General features: G+C 63.5%; 16 protein-coding genes and 2 pseudogenes. 10 read left to right on the top strand and 8 right to left on the bottom strand.

What is annotated here, in order from left to right; genetic code table 11:
• Window positions 1–11: 11 nt before the first annotated feature.
• The 4 genes from Q9R13_RS10925 to Q9R13_RS10940 all read right to left on the bottom strand — a co-directional run bounded on the left by Q9R13_RS10925 (window position 12) and on the right by Q9R13_RS10940 (window position 4,129).
• A complete protein-coding gene (locus Q9R13_RS10925; protein WP_310961213.1) occupies window positions 12–1,082 on the bottom strand; it encodes a sugar ABC transporter substrate-binding protein in 1,071 nt (356 codons plus the stop codon).
• 163 nt (window positions 1,083–1,245) lie between these two features.
• Window positions 1,246–2,034 (bottom strand): glucose 1-dehydrogenase, encoded by a 789-nt coding sequence (locus Q9R13_RS10930; RefSeq protein ID WP_310961214.1) that lies wholly within the window; start codon window positions 2,032–2,034, stop codon window positions 1,246–1,248.
• A complete protein-coding gene (locus Q9R13_RS10935; protein WP_310961215.1) occupies window positions 2,031–2,864 on the bottom strand; it encodes an alpha/beta fold hydrolase in 834 nt (277 codons plus the stop codon). The genes Q9R13_RS10930 and Q9R13_RS10935 overlap by 4 nt, the downstream gene beginning before the upstream one ends.
• Window positions 2,861–4,129, bottom strand: a complete 1,269-nt coding sequence (locus tag Q9R13_RS10940) for an LLM class flavin-dependent oxidoreductase (protein WP_310961216.1) — start codon at window positions 4,127–4,129, stop codon at window positions 2,861–2,863. Before Q9R13_RS10940 ends, Q9R13_RS10935 begins: the two co-directional genes overlap by 4 nt.
• 121 nt (window positions 4,130–4,250) lie before the next feature.
• Between Q9R13_RS10940 and Q9R13_RS20285 the strand changes: the two genes are divergently transcribed.
• Both Q9R13_RS20285 and Q9R13_RS10945 read left to right on the top strand, forming a co-directional pair.
• Window positions 4,251–4,889, top strand: coding sequence for a nitroreductase family protein (locus Q9R13_RS20285; RefSeq protein ID WP_397217757.1), 639 nt, complete (start codon window positions 4,251–4,253; stop codon window positions 4,887–4,889).
• Complete coding sequence (locus Q9R13_RS10945; RefSeq protein ID WP_310961217.1) at window positions 4,886–5,665, top strand: carbon-nitrogen hydrolase family protein; 780 nt, start codon at window positions 4,886–4,888, stop codon at window positions 5,663–5,665. The genes Q9R13_RS20285 and Q9R13_RS10945 overlap by 4 nt, the downstream gene beginning before the upstream one ends.
• A 59-nt stretch (window positions 5,666–5,724) precedes the next feature.
• On the opposite strand, the pseudogene Q9R13_RS10950 reads toward Q9R13_RS10945, so the two are convergent.
• The 4 genes and pseudogenes from Q9R13_RS10950 to Q9R13_RS10965 form a co-directional block, all read right to left on the bottom strand.
• A pseudogene (locus Q9R13_RS10950) lies at window positions 5,725–6,194 on the bottom strand (transposase); the annotation flags it as partial.
• On the bottom strand, window positions 6,179–7,132 hold the full coding sequence (locus Q9R13_RS10955) for a tyrosine-type recombinase/integrase (RefSeq protein WP_310961218.1): 954 nt from the start codon (window positions 7,130–7,132) through the stop codon (window positions 6,179–6,181). The pseudogene Q9R13_RS10950 and the gene Q9R13_RS10955, both read right to left, overlap by 16 nt.
• Window positions 7,129–7,293, bottom strand: a complete 165-nt coding sequence (locus Q9R13_RS10960; protein ID WP_310961219.1) for a site-specific integrase — start codon at window positions 7,291–7,293, stop codon at window positions 7,129–7,131. The genes Q9R13_RS10955 and Q9R13_RS10960 overlap by 4 nt, the downstream gene beginning before the upstream one ends.
• A gap of 72 nt (window positions 7,294–7,365) precedes the next feature.
• On the bottom strand, window positions 7,366–7,788 hold the full coding sequence (locus tag Q9R13_RS10965) for a tyrosine-type recombinase/integrase (RefSeq protein WP_310961220.1): 423 nt from the start codon (window positions 7,786–7,788) through the stop codon (window positions 7,366–7,368).
• Window positions 7,789–8,074: 286 nt separating this feature from the next.
• On the opposite strand from Q9R13_RS10965, the pseudogene Q9R13_RS10970 reads away from it, so the two are divergent.
• The 8 genes and pseudogenes from Q9R13_RS10970 to Q9R13_RS11005 all read left to right on the top strand — a co-directional run.
• A pseudogene (locus Q9R13_RS10970) lies at window positions 8,075–8,354 on the top strand (transposase); the annotation flags it as partial.
• 391 nt (window positions 8,355–8,745) lie between these two features.
• Entirely contained in the window at window positions 8,746–9,348 is a 603-nt protein-coding gene (locus Q9R13_RS10975; protein WP_310961221.1) for a TetR/AcrR family transcriptional regulator, read from the top strand.
• Between the two features lie 42 nt (window positions 9,349–9,390).
• Window positions 9,391–10,590, top strand: a complete 1,200-nt coding sequence (locus tag Q9R13_RS10980) for an amino acid ABC transporter substrate-binding protein (RefSeq protein WP_310961222.1) — start codon at window positions 9,391–9,393, stop codon at window positions 10,588–10,590.
• A gap of 37 nt (window positions 10,591–10,627) precedes the next feature.
• Window positions 10,628–11,491, top strand: coding sequence for a branched-chain amino acid ABC transporter permease (locus tag Q9R13_RS10985; protein ID WP_310961223.1), 864 nt, complete (start codon window positions 10,628–10,630; stop codon window positions 11,489–11,491).
• A gap of 146 nt (window positions 11,492–11,637) precedes the next feature.
• On the top strand, window positions 11,638–12,609 hold the full coding sequence (locus Q9R13_RS10990; protein WP_310961224.1) for a branched-chain amino acid ABC transporter permease: 972 nt from the start codon (window positions 11,638–11,640) through the stop codon (window positions 12,607–12,609).
• On the top strand, window positions 12,602–13,324 hold the full coding sequence (locus Q9R13_RS10995) for an ABC transporter ATP-binding protein (RefSeq protein ID WP_310961225.1): 723 nt from the start codon (window positions 12,602–12,604) through the stop codon (window positions 13,322–13,324). Before Q9R13_RS10990 ends, Q9R13_RS10995 begins: the two co-directional genes overlap by 8 nt.
• 2 nt (window positions 13,325–13,326) lie before the next feature.
• Entirely contained in the window at window positions 13,327–14,028 is a 702-nt protein-coding gene (locus tag Q9R13_RS11000; protein WP_310961226.1) for an ABC transporter ATP-binding protein, read from the top strand.
• A gap of 77 nt (window positions 14,029–14,105) precedes the next feature.
• Window positions 14,106–14,849, top strand: coding sequence for an enoyl-CoA hydratase/isomerase family protein (locus tag Q9R13_RS11005; protein ID WP_310961227.1), 744 nt, complete (start codon window positions 14,106–14,108; stop codon window positions 14,847–14,849).
• Window positions 14,850–14,971: the final 122 nt, after the last annotated feature.

Raw genomic sequence — 14,971 nt, forward strand, 5'->3', positions numbered from 1 at the left:
CGAATAGGGGTTCAGTCCAGAGGGCAGTTCTGCGAAAGCGGTACGCCCCACACATTCTGAGTCAAGGAGGCAGTATCTGCAGAGAACACCGGCGGGTTGTCGAGAATATTGATCTGCGCCGGCGCCTTGTCCGATGTCGAAGGTGCCTTCTCCGAGTAATGGAGAGTAGCTTCACCGGGAGCGATCTTCTTTCCGGATGCGAAATAGGCACTAATCACCGAGACCATGCCGGCACCCTCAACGTATCCAGACTGCAGTCCGGTCGCATAGACGGTCTTCGACTCGAGGACCGACGCCGGCCCACCACAGTTGCCCGAGACCATCCAGACGTCCTTGCCTGGCTCAAGCCCGTTCTGTCGCAGTGCGCGCGCGATCCCGTTCGCAGTGTCGTCATTCTGGGTAACGATGAAGTCAAGTTTCGACTTCCACTTCGGGATCAGCTGAGATGCCATCGCATATGCCTTTTCGGCGTCGGAGCAGCAGTCGTGGTTCTCCAACATGTTGAACGGAGCCGCCTTAGTTGCATCGACAAAGCCAGCGTAGCGTGCCTGTGCCTGAGCAGTGCCCGGGACTGAGCCGATGAAGAGGACGTTGCCCTCCGTGCTGTGAAGCTTGGTGCCACGGGCGTTGAGCTCGCCCCGCAGATGCATCAGGCTCTTGCCTGCGGTCTCGCCCACCAGCGCGTCACTCGGGCCGACGTACGCCTTGACGTAGTCCCAGCCTCCCTCCGCCACCTTCTGATTGATCTGGAACGTGGGCGCGATGCGCGAGAGCTGGGCGGCCTGGTTCACACCCGCCTTGGGATCCAGCGGAAAGATCATGATCGCGGCCGGCTTCTCTCCGCTCGCCACGAACTGCTGGACCTGCTGTCCCTGCTGAGCCGCATCCAGATTGTTGAGGACGAACTTCACGGTATAGCCGGCTTGTTTGGCATAGTCCTTGATGCCCTTGAACTGTGCAATGAGGTAGCTGATTCCAGCAGAAGAAGGGGCGAAATAGACGATCTCCCTACTGGCCTTGCCATTTCCACCTCCAGTGGCGGCGCCGCTGCCGCAGGCGCTCGATGCGAAAGCGACGCTCACCAGGAGAGCCAATATTTTCGCAATCCCGCCGTACTTATGGTTTGGTCGACTAATGGTCCGCACTCTGGTCTCCTTTGATTGGCATTTCTTACTCTTTCGAGGGGTTGGCGACACAACAGTCGAGCGACTGTGTGATTCGACAGCACAGAGATGCGTGGCTTGATCAGAATGCGACGACGCCATGTCCGCCCCCGAGAACGAGATCGTGACCGGTGACGAACGAGGAGTCATCACAGGCAAGGAACACCACTGCGGTAGCGATCTCCGCGGGTAGCGCGCGTCGCTTCATCAGCCGGTGCGATGCCGTGATCGCGTCGTTCACCCGCGCGGAGGCGGGAGCGCCATCGGGGGTACGCCGGGCGAGCGGCGTGTCGGTCACCCCAGGCGAGATCGAGTTAACCCGAATATCTGGGCTGTAGTCGCGGGCCATGGAGATAGTGAGTGCCCTAACACCCCCCTTTGCGGCGTGGTAAGCAGCGAGGGCAGGAGCACCCACAGTCGCGAAGGTGGAACAGGTATTGATGATGCAGCCCGATGACTGGCGCAACATCTGCGGCAGGACTGCCCGCGATCCCAAGAACACCCCGGTGAGGTTCACCGCCAGCGATCGGTTCCACTCGTCGAGCGTCAACTCGTGAGCCGCGCCGTAAACGCCAACGCCAGCGTTGTTGTGAAGCACATCTATCTGGCCGAATCGGTCAACTGTGCTCCTGGCCATCCGCTCCGTGTCCGCCTCGTTGCTGACATCGGCTTGAACAGCAAGCGCCATGGAGCCTGCTTCAACCAGGCAAGCCGCGGTGGCCTGCGCCGAATCCTCGTCGATGTCCACGCACGCCACCGCTGCACCCTCACGCGCCAGCGCCACCGCGGTAGCCGCGCCGATGCCCGACCCGGCGCCAGTCACGATCGCCACTCGCCCAGCGAGCCGCAGCCACGCCTGCCCACCGCTCATGCTGAGGCCACCATCGCGGCAATGCGCTCGGCGACTACAGCGGGTTGCTCGTAGACAAGCATGTGCGAGGCGTCCTCGATGACCTCGAGCTCAGCGTGTGGAAGCGCATCCAACCAGTGCTCGGAGAGTGCAACCGGGAGGACTCCGTTGTTCTTGCCCCACAAGATCTTGACCGGGGTCTCCCGGCTCCCACACAGCCGGTAGAGGCGGTGGGTGATGCCCGTGTCTGGGAACGGAAACATAAAGCGGCTGGCGCTGCCGAGCACCTCAGCGCGTCGCACCCCAGCCATTGCTCGCTCGTGGGGATTGGCCGGCTTGGGAAAGAGAGCAAGTGACAGCGAGCCCCCCGGCTCAGCCAAGATGTGTTCGAGGACATCGCGCTGAAGCAGAGCGAAGGCGTCTGCGCCGCCGATCTTGTCCTTCCACATCCCGACAGGATTGACAAGAAGCAGACCGCGGACGCGCTGCGGCTGAGCGACTGCCATCTCGGCGGCAAGTGCGGCACCCAGCCCGTGCCCGCCAATGAGAACGCGCTCCGAGATGTCCAGTTGATCAAGCGCATGCCAGTAAGCGATGGCAAGCTCGCCCAGCGATCCAAGACGAGCAACTTCTTCGGTAACACCCCAACCCGGATGATGAGGCAGTAGGAGTCGCAGGCCGGCCAACGATTCAGAGCTCGTCGCGAGCTCGGGGACCTGCTCGAAGGTCCCCCACTCGCCATGCAGCCACACGACGGGTCGCCCGGAACCAGTTCCGAACTGAGCCACGTGCAGAGCGGCCGCAGCCGGACCGAGATCCGTGCGGAGGGTCGCTTCGTTCGCCGCAATCATGCTGCACCGCCCATCGAACCCGTGCGAGCCGCATCCGGCACGCCGCGTTCCGACAGATCTAGCGGCTTGGGCCACCAACGGTGCTCATAGCCAGAGAACTTGTTTTCAAGGCCAGGCAGCACCTTCGATGTGAAAAGATCGATGTTCTGTCGTGCTAGCTCGTCCGGCATGTCGCCGAGGTGCAGCAATGAGATCCAGTTGCCGATATTGAGTCGGTCCGCCGCGTCGGAGAGCCGATCCCTGACGGTGCTTGGGCTGCCCGCGATCACGATGCCCGAGTCGACGAACTCGTCCCAGGTCAAGTCACGTGCTGCGGCGAAGGTGTCGCGTCTTGCGCCACCGGGGGCATCCTTGGGCGGTACCGCAGCGCGCAACGAGTCGAGGCTCTTGTATCCGGGCGCTTCGGCATAGCCGGGATACACATGGCTGAGTCGTTGATAGAAGTATTTGACGTGCGGCTCGTAGAGCCGGCGCGCCTCTTCGTCTGTGTCAGCTACCAGAATCGTCTGCACCATGCCAGCGCGGTACGGGTTGCGATCGCGACCCATCGCATCGACCCTCGCCCAGTACTTCTTCATGTTCGCCTCCGCGAAGTCGGACCCGAAGAAGGAGAGGAAGGTGTAAGGGATGTCGTGCTTGACCGCGAAGTCAAACGTCTCTACGGATCCGCTTCCGGGAGCCCAGATTGGAGGATGGGGTTTCTGCAAAGGGCGCGGCCACGGGTTGACGTAGCGAAGTTTATTGAACTCACCGTTGAACGAGAAGACGTCGGGCTCTGTCCACGCGCGCTTGATGAGCTCAAAGCCCTCGTTGTAACGCGCGCGCGTAGTCCGCGGCTCAACACCGTACACGAAGTTCGTGTCCTGGCTCGTGCCCATCGGAAAACCGGCAATGATCCGGCCACCGGTGAGAACGTCCAGGAGTGCCGTCTCCTCAGCGATCCGGATGGCGGGGTTATAGAGCGGGATCGAGTTGCCCATCACGAGGAGTGCCGATTTCGACGTGCGGCGGGCGAGGGCGGCCGTCATCAGTCCGGGGTTGGAGACCAGCCCGTATGCGTTGTTGTGGTGCTCATTCAAGCCCAAGCCATGGAACCCCGAGGCGTCGGCCAGTTCGAGCTGATTCAGGTAGGTGTTGTAGAGCCCATGCACTCGTCGCGAGTCTCCGAGCGACGCAGGGAGATCAACCCACGAACTCCGATACTTCTCCGAGAAGTCTGCAGGGAGGGCGTCGAAGGGCATGAAGTGGAAGTAGATGAATCGCATAGAGGATGACCTCGAAGTCCATGGTTGAGTCGCTGGCTGGCCCGCGTGAGTGGGAACCGTACTACCTTCCTAACGTTAGGTCAACGCTTAAGATGGCCACCAAGCCATGACTGGAGATGTGATGACAACCTTGCTGCCCCTGACCCCCGACGAGCTCCTGACCACTACGCGGGCCGTACGCAAACGCCTCGATCTGGACAGACCGGTGCCCCGGAGCGTGGTCGCCGAATGTGTTGCGGTCGCGGCGCAGGCGCCGTCCGCGAGCAACGTGCAGCCATACCGCTTCATGGTGGTTGACGCCCCTCCGGTTAGAGCCGCAATTGCCGATTTGTACCGATCTGGATATGACCGGTACAACGGACCACGCACGAGTCCGAACGATCAGGAGCGGCCTGAACACCCACTACAGAGCTCCTCGGACCACCTGCGCGATCACATGCATAACGTCCCGATGCTGGTCATCCCCTGCTTTATGGGCAATCTGGCGGAGCCCCGGTCATCAGCCCTTCGGGCGGGCCAGTGGGGCTCCATCCTTCCGGCTGTGTGGAGCTTCATGCTCGCCCTGCGCGCTCGGGGGCTTGGCAGCGTGTTCACGGCGGTCCACCTCGCACATGAGGGCGAGGTAGCCGAGATGCTCGGGATCCCCTATCCCGATGTCTCACAAGTCGGGCTGCTACCCGTGGCCTATACGCGGGGAACAGACTTCAGGCCGGGGACGCGCGCTGATCCTGGGCAGACAACCCGCTGGAACCACTGGTGAGGGACAGCGCCAACTCGCCCCTGTCGGTCACGCTGGTCCAGGCGGCGGCAGGGCTCGTCCCCGAGGCAAACCGTGATCGCCTGAAGGAACTAGTGGCGGGTCGTAGCGGCTTGGTTGTCCTTCCTGAGGCGTACGCCCGCGATTTCGGTAGGGCCGGGACGCAAGTTGGCCCGTTCGCGGAACCGCTCGATGGGCCGTTCGTCGAGGAGTTAACCAAGGTGGCAGGAGACGCCACCGTCGTGGCCGGGATGTTCGAGGTCAGCGGTGACCCGGAGCGCCCATTCAATACCCTTGTCGTGGTCGATCGCGCGGGACTGCGGGCGTCGTATCGTAAAATCCACTTGTACGACGCCTTCGGCTATCGCGAGTCCGATCGGTTGAGCGCTGGCGTCACTTCACCAGTAAGCGTCGAAGTGGGTGGCATCACCGTCGGACTAATGACCTGCTATGACCTGCGATTTCCAGAACTCGGACGAGCGCTCGTCGACCGAGGCAGCGAACTGATCGTCGTATCTGCCGCCTGGCTCGACGGGCCGCACAAGATCCGGCACTGGTGGGCGCTACTAGCGGCGCGAGCAATCGAAAATACCGTCTACGTAGCCGCCGCCGCCCAACCGGCACCACGCTACGGCGGCTATTCGGCGCTGCTCGACCCTTACGGCCAGACCCTTGCCTCGGCCGGTCCCGGCGAGGGCCAAGTCATCGGCGAGGTCGATCAAAGGGTCATCGCGCTGGCCCGATCGGAGAATCCCTCGCTCAACAACCGACGGATGTGAGCACGTGGTCAAGTCCCTCGTAGTGGTGTAGCGCTTCGCGTTCCTTCTTCTTCTTCGGGTTAGGCGGTCAGTGCGGGCAGGTCGTCAGCTCCGATCTCGGGTCCGGTGGTGGGCACGATGTTGACGCGGCAACGGGCCAGGACCTCGAGTCCGAGGTAGCGGCGCCCCTCTGCCCACTCGTCGGTCTGCTCGGCCAGCACGGCGCCGACCAGGCGCACGATGGCCTCGCGGTTCGGGAAGATCCCGACCGCGTCGGTGCGCCTGCGGATCTCGCGGTTGAGGCGCCCGGCGGGGTTGGACCAGATCTGGGTCCACACGTCCTTCGGGAAGGCCGTGAACGCGAGGGTGTCCGCGCGAGCGGTGTCGAGGTGCTCGTGGACCTCGGGCAGCTTCTCCTCGATGTAGTCCAGGAGTGGTCGAACTGCGCGCGCACCGCGGGCGCATCGGGCTGGTCGTAGACGGAGTGCAGCATCGCCTTGACCGCCGGCCACATCGCCTTCGGCGTCACCGACATCAGGTTCGCGGCGTAGATTGCGTGTTGGGTGTCCGGGTTCGTGCGAGCGCCTTCTCCTTGATGATGAGGTCTGCGTGGAGGTAGATCTGGGTGGTCTCGACACTGACGTGCCCCAGCCAGAGCGCGACCACGCTCGTGTCGACGCCGGCGTGCAGGAGCCGCATCGCGGTGGTGTGACGCAACACGTGTGCGGTGACCTTCTTCTCGCGCAGCGAGGGACAGTGCTTTGCTGCGGTGTCGACGTGGTGGGCGATGCGGTGTTCGATCGCGTCCGGGCTGAGCTGGTTGCCTCGGCGGGTGGCGAACAATGGCTCAGCCGGGCTGTCGCGTCGTTCAGTGAGCCAGTGGCGCAATACGTTCACGGTGGCGGTGGTGAGCGGAGTGATGCGTTCCTTGCGTCCCTTGCCGTGACAGGCGACATGCGCCCCGGTGCCCAGCGAAACGTCGCGACTGGTCAGGCCGATCAGCTCGGAGACTCGCAGCCCGGGGGTGAGGGCGAGCAAGAGCATGGCGTGATCGCGTCGTCCCGTCCATGTCGTTTGGTCGGGGGCATCGAGCAGCGCGTCGACCTCGGCCTCGGTGAGGTAGCTGATGGTGGCGTGGTCAAACCTCTTGGGTGGGATCGCCAACACCCGGGCGATGGTCTCGGAGTGCTCGGGGTGAGCGAACGCAGCGAATCGGAACAGTGAATGGATTGCCGACAACCGCGCGTTCCGGGTTCGGATGCTGTTGCCACGATCGCGTTCGAGGTGGTCGAGAAACCCTGCGATCAGAGCGGCGTCGAGGTCGGCGAAGTCCAACAGGGCTGGCGTGCGGCCTGTGCGGTCGGCGGCGAAGGCGAGCAGGAGCCGCCAACTGTCGCGGTAGGCGGCGACTGTATGGGGACTGGCGCCGCGCTGCCGGATCAGCCGGTCGGTGAAGAACGCCTGCAGGGTGGGAGCCAGCATGCTCATCGCGGCGCTCCCAGGTAGCTCTCCAGCCGCTGGCCGGCGGCGGCCATCAGCTCGGGGGACGCCGAGAGATACCAATATGTGTTGGCCGGGTCCACGTGTCCGAGCCAAGTGGAGAGCAGGCTCAGCTGGACCTGGCCGTCCTGGCTGCTGTTGTAGGCCATCGATCATGGCCTGGACGGCGAAGGAGTGCCGCAGATCGTGGATGCGAGGACGGCACCGAGGCGACCTGGGCGTCAGCCCGGCCTGGACGACCACCGGTGGAAGGTGTGGTGGACGTTGCAGTAGAGCAGCCTCGTCCCGGCCGCGGAGACGAAGAACGCCGCAGTGCCAGTCACTGGAGCGGCGTGGTTGCGCAGCCGTTGATACCGCTTCAACGCTGCGGCCGTGGTGGGGTGCAGCCACAACTGACGCGTCTTGTTGAACTTTCCGTGCCGGACCAGCAGCCGCCCGGTGCTCAGGTCGACGTCGGCGCGGTCGAGTCCGATCGCCTCCCCCACGCGGATACCGGCAACTGAGAGCAGCCCGATCAGGGTAGCCAGGGTGGCTCTGCGCAACGGGGGGCTCAACGAGCCGGTGGCGGCCATCAGCGCGGTGATATCGGCAATCGTGCCCGACAAGATCTCCTGGCTGGCCAGCGAGATGCTCAAGACGCGCATCGTGCACGGCTACTGTCCCGCCACGAGTCCCAAGGACCCTGCACCTACGCCAACATCTGCGAGACCTGCGACAACTACACCCCGGCGGCCGAGTTCGAGCCGGCCCTCACCGACCAGCTCGCCGACGTCCAGGCGCTACTGGCCGACGCCGCCAACCGCGGCTGGACCGGCGAGGAAGAACGACACCGACACGTCGCAGAAGCCCTCGAGAACCACCTCGACACCGTCCGACGGCGATGATCCAAACGACGGTCATACTTGCTCCGACGGCGAGGGCCGGACAATCGAGCGGGTCAACAAGGAGATCAAACGCCGCTCCCGCGTGGTCGGCATCTTCCCCAACGCCGCCGCCGTGATCCGGTTGGTCGGCGCCGTCCCTCCTGATCGACATGCACGACGAGTGGATCGCCGGCGACCGCCGCTACCTCTCAGAGGAGTCCACGGCGCTGCTCAACAACGGGGTGGATACTGTGACCACGCCGCCATCGAGAGCGGCGAGTAGGGCACCGCGGGGCGCTGTCCTCCCCTTCTGGAATGCGTTCCACGATAGGCGCAAGGGACGCTGACTAACGGGTGCGACAGGCTGCCGAGCCTCCGAGGCGAGCACCAAACGCCCGTTTCGCATACCTCGACGAGTGGACTTCCGGAGGCGAGCGATACCTGGGCTCTGTCCGGTTCCGACACTTGCGCAGCCGTCCAAGTCGCCTGTGGGGTCGAAGCCTTAGGCGACTGCGCGCACTCTTTAGCGAGCCGAAGCGCGGCGTCATTCCGGATGAGCGTGTGACTACGTTCCCGGCCAGCCGCTCAGGAGCCGGTGTACCAGACGCCCTCGGTGCTGGCGCGGGCGAGCCCGTTTGGCCACGGTGCGGCCGGTTCCGACCGACAATGCCGCTGATTCCACGGCCCTACCTACCAGATGGTTGACACCTACCTATTGGAAGGTAGATAGTCCTCGGTGTGACGGCGACCACAGGCCAGGGGACGAGCCAATCGACGACCCGCGAGCGGATCCTCGAGTTGGCGACGAACGTCGTGCAGCGGTCCGGATATCACGCGCTGCACTTTGCTGACCTCGCCGACGGGGTCGGCATCAAGAAGGCGAGTTTGCACTACCACTTCCCGACGAAGGAGGCGCTGGGTCGCACTGTAATGACGACCTATCGCCAGCAGATGCGCGGCCAGCTCGCCGAGATCGATGCAGGGACGAGGGACCCGATGGCGCGCCTGGCCGCGTACGTCGGTCTGTATCGGGGCGTGATCGATGGGAGTGCCGATCACATGTGCCCCGGGGGCATGTTGGCGGCAGAGACGATGTCGCTCCCGAAAGAGCTGCGTCAACAGATGCTCGGCTTCTTCCAGGAGAACGAGGAGTGGGTGGCGAACGTCATCGCCGACCTTCGCCCAGAGCTCGACGCCGCCGCTCGGATGCGTATGGCCAGGGAAGTGATCGCCACTCTCCAGGGCCATTTGCTCATCGCCCGTCTATATCAGGACGGGTCCGTCTTCGACCTTGTCTGGAGCGGCCTCGAGCAGCTCCTCATGGCCACGTCAACCGAATGACTTCTCGGGCCCATCTAGTGATAAGCGAAAGGACCGATCCGGATGAACGGCATCATCAAGGGGATTGCTGCTCTTTGCTGCGGTGCAACGTTGGCGGCGGCCAGCGCGGGATGCAGCACCAAAGGCGCATCGGACTCTTCTGACTCGGTCGCAGTCGGGGTCGCGCTTCCCCTGAGCGGAGCGCTGGCCAGCAGCGGGCAGACGATGTTGCGCGGGTATCGACTCGCAATCTCCAGCCTCAATGCGGCCGGCGGTGTGGACGGCAAGAAGGTGAAGTTGGTCGTCGAGGACGACAAGTTCGATCCAGCGACTGGCCAGTCGGCGATAAAGAAGCTCGTGACTCAGGACCACGTCAAAGCAATCCTCGGCACCTATGGAAGCGCTCCCGCACTCGCGGAATCTCAAGTCGCTGAACGCTACAAGGTGCCGAACATCCAGCCCGAGGCCAGCGACGGCACGATGGTGACTCGAGGCTACAAGTACCTGTTCAATACTTTCCGGCTCATCGATGAGACCGAGGTGCATTTCATCGACTTCCTCAAGCAGGTCGTCAAGCCCAAGAGCGCAGCTATCGTTTACATCAACAACTCTTTTGCGACAGACGGTGCCAACAAGTTCGCGTCGCTGGCAGCGGATGCGGGCATCAAGCTGGTCAAGTCGGTGAGCGTCGAGTCGGGAGCGTCCAACTTCACTGCGGCGCTCTCCAAGGTCAAGAGCGCCGATCCCGATGTCTTGCAGTTCATCGGCTACGTGCCCGACGAAATCGTGTTCCTGAAAGGCCTGCGTACCCTGAACTTCGCCCCGCGGGTGGTCTTCACGCAATCAGGCGTCGCCTTCGACCCCTCCGTGCGCGATGCGCTCGGCAATGGCCAGGACGGCGTGACCGGTATGCCCGACTGGTTCCCGGGCTCGCCGTTCCCCTCTGCGAACAAGGTGGCGGACGAGTACCAGAAGAAGTATGGCCAGCCCGCACGTGAAGAGGTCATCAAGGCCTATCAAGCGGCCCAGATCCTGCTAGCGGCCATCAAGCAAACCAAGGGCGGGTCGTCGCAGGCGATCACCGACGCGATCCGAAAGACCGACATGGACGTCGTCGGTGGGCACGTCACGTTCGCTGCAAATGGTCAGGCCTCGATCGGAGCTGTCATCGCGCAGCAGCTCGGATCCTCGGCGCGAGCCATCTACCCCGAGGACGTCGCCCAGGCGAGTTGGAAGCCGTTCCCAGCATGGAGCGACCGCTAGCCGCGCCCAAACTTTCCTGCCCGGAAGGAAAAGCTCGATGGATGTCTTCCTGCAGACGCTCGTCACCGGAATCTCCGACGCGACGCTCTTCGTGATGCTCAGCTTGGGCTTGACACTGATGTTCGGTGTGCTCGGCGTCGTCAACCTTGCCCAAGGTGACTTCATGACCGTCGCCGCGTACGTGGGCGTTGCAGTCGTTGGACTGGGTATGGGGCCGGTCCTTGCGTTGGGTGCGATGGTTCCGGCGCTTGCGGTTCTGGCTGTGATCTTCTACTACGGCGTGATTCGGCCGACCGCCGGCCGCAATCACGAGAATCAGTTGCTCGCGACCTTTGGATGCGCCTTCCTGCTGCAAGGACTCATCCAGGCCGTCTGGGGACCAGATCCGAAGGCAGCACGCCAATCCGGTGCAGCATGGGGGCTCGGGGGCGTGAGCATCCCGCACGATGTCGCTCGTAACCTCCTTGTTGCGGTGGTCGCTGTTGCCCTGCTGTGGATGCTGTTGAACCGGTCGCGCGTCGGTCGGCAGATCCGGGCGATGTCTCAGGACCCGGTGGGCGCTGAGCTTCTCGGCATCAACACATCAAGGATCGGTCTGATCGCGGCGATCGTCGCGTGTGCGCTCACTGCCGTCGGCGGAGTGATCCTGCTCAGCATCTCCAACCTGAGCCCGACCACTGGATACTCTTTGATCCTCAGCGCGTTCGCGGTGGTGATCGTTGGCGGCCTCGGCAGTCTCTGGGGGACGGTGGCCGCGAGCTTGATCTTGGGCTTCGCGACGGAGCTGGTTGCGACGTACGTGGGTTCTGGTTACACCAGCTTGGTCACCTTCGTAGCGATTGTCGTCGTACTGCTTGCCAGACCCCAGGGGCTCGCTGGATCGGCGGTGATCGCGCGATGAGCCGACGGACGCGGTCGGAACGGCGCTCAGCATGGATGGTTTCTGGCCAGACCCGGCAGGCCCGCGGAATCTGGTGGGTCCTTGTCCTGGCGAGCGCGGCTGCGATCGTTTGGTTCCCTTTCCTTGAAGGGCCCTACTACCAGAGTGTGGCGGTCACTGCCTTCATTCTCGTTCTCCTTGGCGTTTCCTGGAACGTGATGGGTGGCTACGCAGGCATCTTTTCGTTCGGACAGGCGGCATTCTTCGGCGTGGGCGCCTATGTCGCCATCCTGCTGACTCAACATGGCGTTCACTACCTGCTGGGCCTCGCGGCTGCTGCCGGGTGCGCATCGGTGTGCGGCTTTGCTCTCGTTCCGTGCTTCCGCGTTCGCGGGATCTATTTCGCGATCATCAGCCTCGCTCTCGCGAGCTGCTTGGGCGTAGTCGCGAACCAGAAGTTCCCGGGTGGCAGTGGAGGCGTCTTTGCTGACCTGCCGTTCGGTGCCTACAGCGCAGTTCCCTACTATCTGGCAGCCGGGTGTGCCGTCCTCGGGGTGGCAGTCAGCTTGATCGTCAAGGTCAGTCCCCTCGGACGTGATCTAAGTGCCATTCGCGCGGACCAGGCTGCCGCGGAGTCCGTGGGCGTCAATGCCATGCGGTGCAAGCTCGTCGCGACTCTCATCGGAGGAGGGCTGGCCGGCCTGGCTGGCGGGGTCTACGCCACCACCCAGGGCTTCGTCGACCCTGGGACCGTCTTCAACTCCAACTACAGCCTCCTTCCGATCCTGGTCTGCGTCCTTGGCGGACTCGGCACCGTCAGCGGTCCCGCTCTGGGCGGGGCCGCATGGTCGATCCTGAACGAGGTAATCCGTAGCCACACAACAAACGGTGCATACAGCCAGCTGCTCTACGGAGCGGCTCTGCTCGCACTCGCTCTGTTTCTCCCCCGTGGCGCGTTGGGCATTCGATTTCGCCGGCAACCCCGAAGCGATCTCGACCGGAAGGGTGAGGCCCCCGAACCAGAGCGGATTCCTACGTCGTCGCGAAAGCAGTCTAGGCAAGCTGGCGCGGACCATCTGACTTCCGAGTGTGAATCGGTGAGCGGGCAAGCGGCAGTCAGGAAGGTGCTCGATGTCTAATACAGACACTGTCCTCGAGGTCCGCAACCTGACGCGTAGGTTCGGCGGCGTTGCCGCAGTTCAGGACCTCGCATTCGACCTCGTCGATGGCGAAGTCCTGGGTGTCATCGGCCCGAATGGTGCGGGCAAGTCGACCCTGATGGCTCTCCTCTCGGGTGGTCTTGCGCCCACCCATGGAGAGGTCTTCTTCGACGGAAGGGACGTAAGCAGGGTAGGTGCCGCCTTGCGTGCCCGTCGCGGTCTAGCGCGTACGTTCCAGATCCCACGGCCCTTCGCTGGACTCACAGTCCGACAAAACCTCGAAATTGCACATCAGCACCGGTTCGATGACCGATTCGGCAGCGTGGACGTCGTGCTCGAGTTTTGTGGTCTGGCCGCTCGCGCACACGTGCCCTCGGAAGAACTCACGCATGCAGACCAGCGGCGACTCGAGTTCGCTCGCGCACTCGTCACCGGACCGAAGGTGATGCTGCTGGACGAGCTCGGCGCTGGTCTGATTGCGTCGGAGGTCGAGGAGTTTGCCTCTCTGATCCGGCAGGTCCAGTCGCGGGGGACAACCGTCATCGTGGTCGAGCACGTCATGGCGCTCGTCATGGGCGTATCGGACCGCATCCTCGTGATAGATCGCGGCCGATTGATTGCGTTGGGCACCCCCGACGAGATCCGTGCGAACGACGACGTCATTGCCGCCTACCTCGGCGGGACTGAGGAGTGAAGATGCTGACCATTCGTGGACTCTGGGCCGGCTATGGGCGACGTGATGTGCTCCGCGACGTAGGCATCGAGGTGGACCCTGGAAGGCTCGTGGCGGTGCTGGGAGCAAACGGTGCTGGGAAGACCACGCTCATGAATGCCGTCGCAGGCCTGTCGCGTGTCTCGCGTGGCTCCGTCCTTGTCGACGACGTCGACGTCACCCACGTCGCGGCGCACAAGCGTGTCGCCCACGGCCTGTGCCTGGTCCCCGAAGGCAGGCACCTCTTCCCTGCGATGAGCGTGCTCGACAACCTGATGTTGGCAGACAGGAGCTCAGCTCGGACGGCCACGGCGATGACCCTTCAGGAGGTCTACGACATCTATCCAGTGCTCAGGGAACGGCAGCATGTTCCTGCTGGAAACCTCAGCGGCGGTGAGCAGCAAATGGTGGCAATAGCACGAGCACTTCTCATCGGCCCGCGATACCTGCTGCTCGACGAGCCTTCGACCGGCTTGGCGCCCCGACTTGTGCGTGACGTCATCGAGACGGCACGCGAACTGGCGAACAAGGGAATCGGCGTGCTGCTCGTCGAACAGAACGCGCACGAGGTCATGCGTGTCGCGGACTTTGCATATGTGCTTGAACACGGTGTGATCACAGGACGCGGTGCGGTCGCTGATCTCATGAAGGACGAAGCGCTCCGCCGTTCATACCTAGGGGGATAGGCGGGAGGACGACTCACATTGCGTCTTCCGGAAGACCTCCTTCGAGACCATTCAAGAAACCGAACCTGGAGAGACCCATGCTGTGTGTCGAGTTGAACGGCAATGTGTTGGTGCTGCGCTTGAACGTGCCAAACACGCTGAACGCTCTCACGCTCGAGATGCTCGAAAGCCTGATCACGAGCTGTCAGGACGCGGAGTCGGATCCGGCCGTCGGTGCTGTTGTTCTTGCCGGGGCAGGTCGTGCCTTCTGCTCCGGTTGGAATCGACGAATCGTCCCTGACAGCCCGGCCGAAACTCTGGCGATAGATGCTCGCGGCGGCGCGGCCGTGGACACGCTGATGGGCTTGTCAAAGCCGGTTGTGGCCGCTCTTCACGGGGCTGTCGTCGGTGGCGGGGTCATGCTGGCCGCGGCGTGCGACCTCCGACTTGCTGCCGACGACACGTACTTCTGGTTGCCCGAAGTTGCGCTCGGCACCCCCGTGCTCTGGCGAGGGCTGAAGCCGCTCGCCGCAGAGATTGGACTTCCTGCGGCACGCCACCTTGCGCTCACCGCTGATCGTAAGGACGTCCAGTGGGCCCTTCGCGTAGGGCTGGTTCAGGAGAGGGTCGTCGAAGATCGACCAGTGGAGGACGCTGCCGTCGATGTCGCCCAGCGACTGGCAGCGTTCCCCGGGCATGGAGTCTCGTTGGCCAAGCAAGATCTCGGGGACATGCGGGAGAGGATCGTTCGCGGCGGGCACGGCTTCTCAGCCAAAGATGTATTTGTGTCGTTGTCCGCTGGCGAGTTCGTCGATGACACCCGGGGCGAGTCACGTGACTAGCAAAGTTGTGCTTCAGCGTCTGGGCAGTATCGCGCTCTGTGCACTGCGCGGGGAGCCCGCGGAGCGACTGTGCGCAACGGATGGGCCGTTGCCCCGGTGCGCCTGCTATGAGAGGACATTTG

The sequence above is a fragment of the Nocardioides marmorisolisilvae genome, assembly GCF_031656915.1.
Taxonomy (GTDB): Bacteria; Actinomycetota; Actinomycetes; order Propionibacteriales; family Nocardioidaceae; genus Marmoricola; species Marmoricola terrisoli.

Excerpts from the sequence above, each read along its gene's own strand:
- Q9R13_RS10965 (WP_310961220.1), bottom strand. The coding sequence starts at position 7,788 with ATGCGCGTCTTGAGCATCTCGCTGGCCAGCCAGGAGATCTTGTCGGGC.
- Q9R13_RS10995 (WP_310961225.1), top strand. The coding sequence starts at position 12,602 with ATGTCTAATACAGACACTGTCCTCGAGGTCCGCAACCTGACGCGTAGG.
- Q9R13_RS10940 (WP_310961216.1), bottom strand. The coding sequence starts at position 4,129 with ATGCGATTCATCTACTTCCACTTCATGCCCTTCGACGCCCTCCCTGCA.
- Q9R13_RS20285 (WP_397217757.1), top strand. The coding sequence starts at position 4,251 with ATGACAACCTTGCTGCCCCTGACCCCCGACGAGCTCCTGACCACTACG.
- Q9R13_RS10930 (WP_310961214.1), bottom strand. The coding sequence starts at position 2,034 with ATGAGCGGTGGGCAGGCGTGGCTGCGGCTCGCTGGGCGAGTGGCGATC.
- Q9R13_RS11000 (WP_310961226.1), top strand. The coding sequence starts at position 13,327 with ATGCTGACCATTCGTGGACTCTGGGCCGGCTATGGGCGACGTGATGTG.
- Q9R13_RS10955 (WP_310961218.1), bottom strand. The coding sequence starts at position 7,132 with ATGAGCATGCTGGCTCCCACCCTGCAGGCGTTCTTCACCGACCGGCTG.
- Q9R13_RS10985 (WP_310961223.1), top strand. The coding sequence starts at position 10,628 with ATGGATGTCTTCCTGCAGACGCTCGTCACCGGAATCTCCGACGCGACG.
- Q9R13_RS10960 (WP_310961219.1), bottom strand. The coding sequence starts at position 7,293 with ATGGCCTACAACAGCAGCCAGGACGGCCAGGTCCAGCTGAGCCTGCTC.
- Q9R13_RS10980 (WP_310961222.1), top strand. The coding sequence starts at position 9,391 with ATGAACGGCATCATCAAGGGGATTGCTGCTCTTTGCTGCGGTGCAACG.
- Q9R13_RS10935 (WP_310961215.1), bottom strand. The coding sequence starts at position 2,864 with ATGATTGCGGCGAACGAAGCGACCCTCCGCACGGATCTCGGTCCGGCT.
- Q9R13_RS11005 (WP_310961227.1), top strand. The coding sequence starts at position 14,106 with ATGCTGTGTGTCGAGTTGAACGGCAATGTGTTGGTGCTGCGCTTGAAC.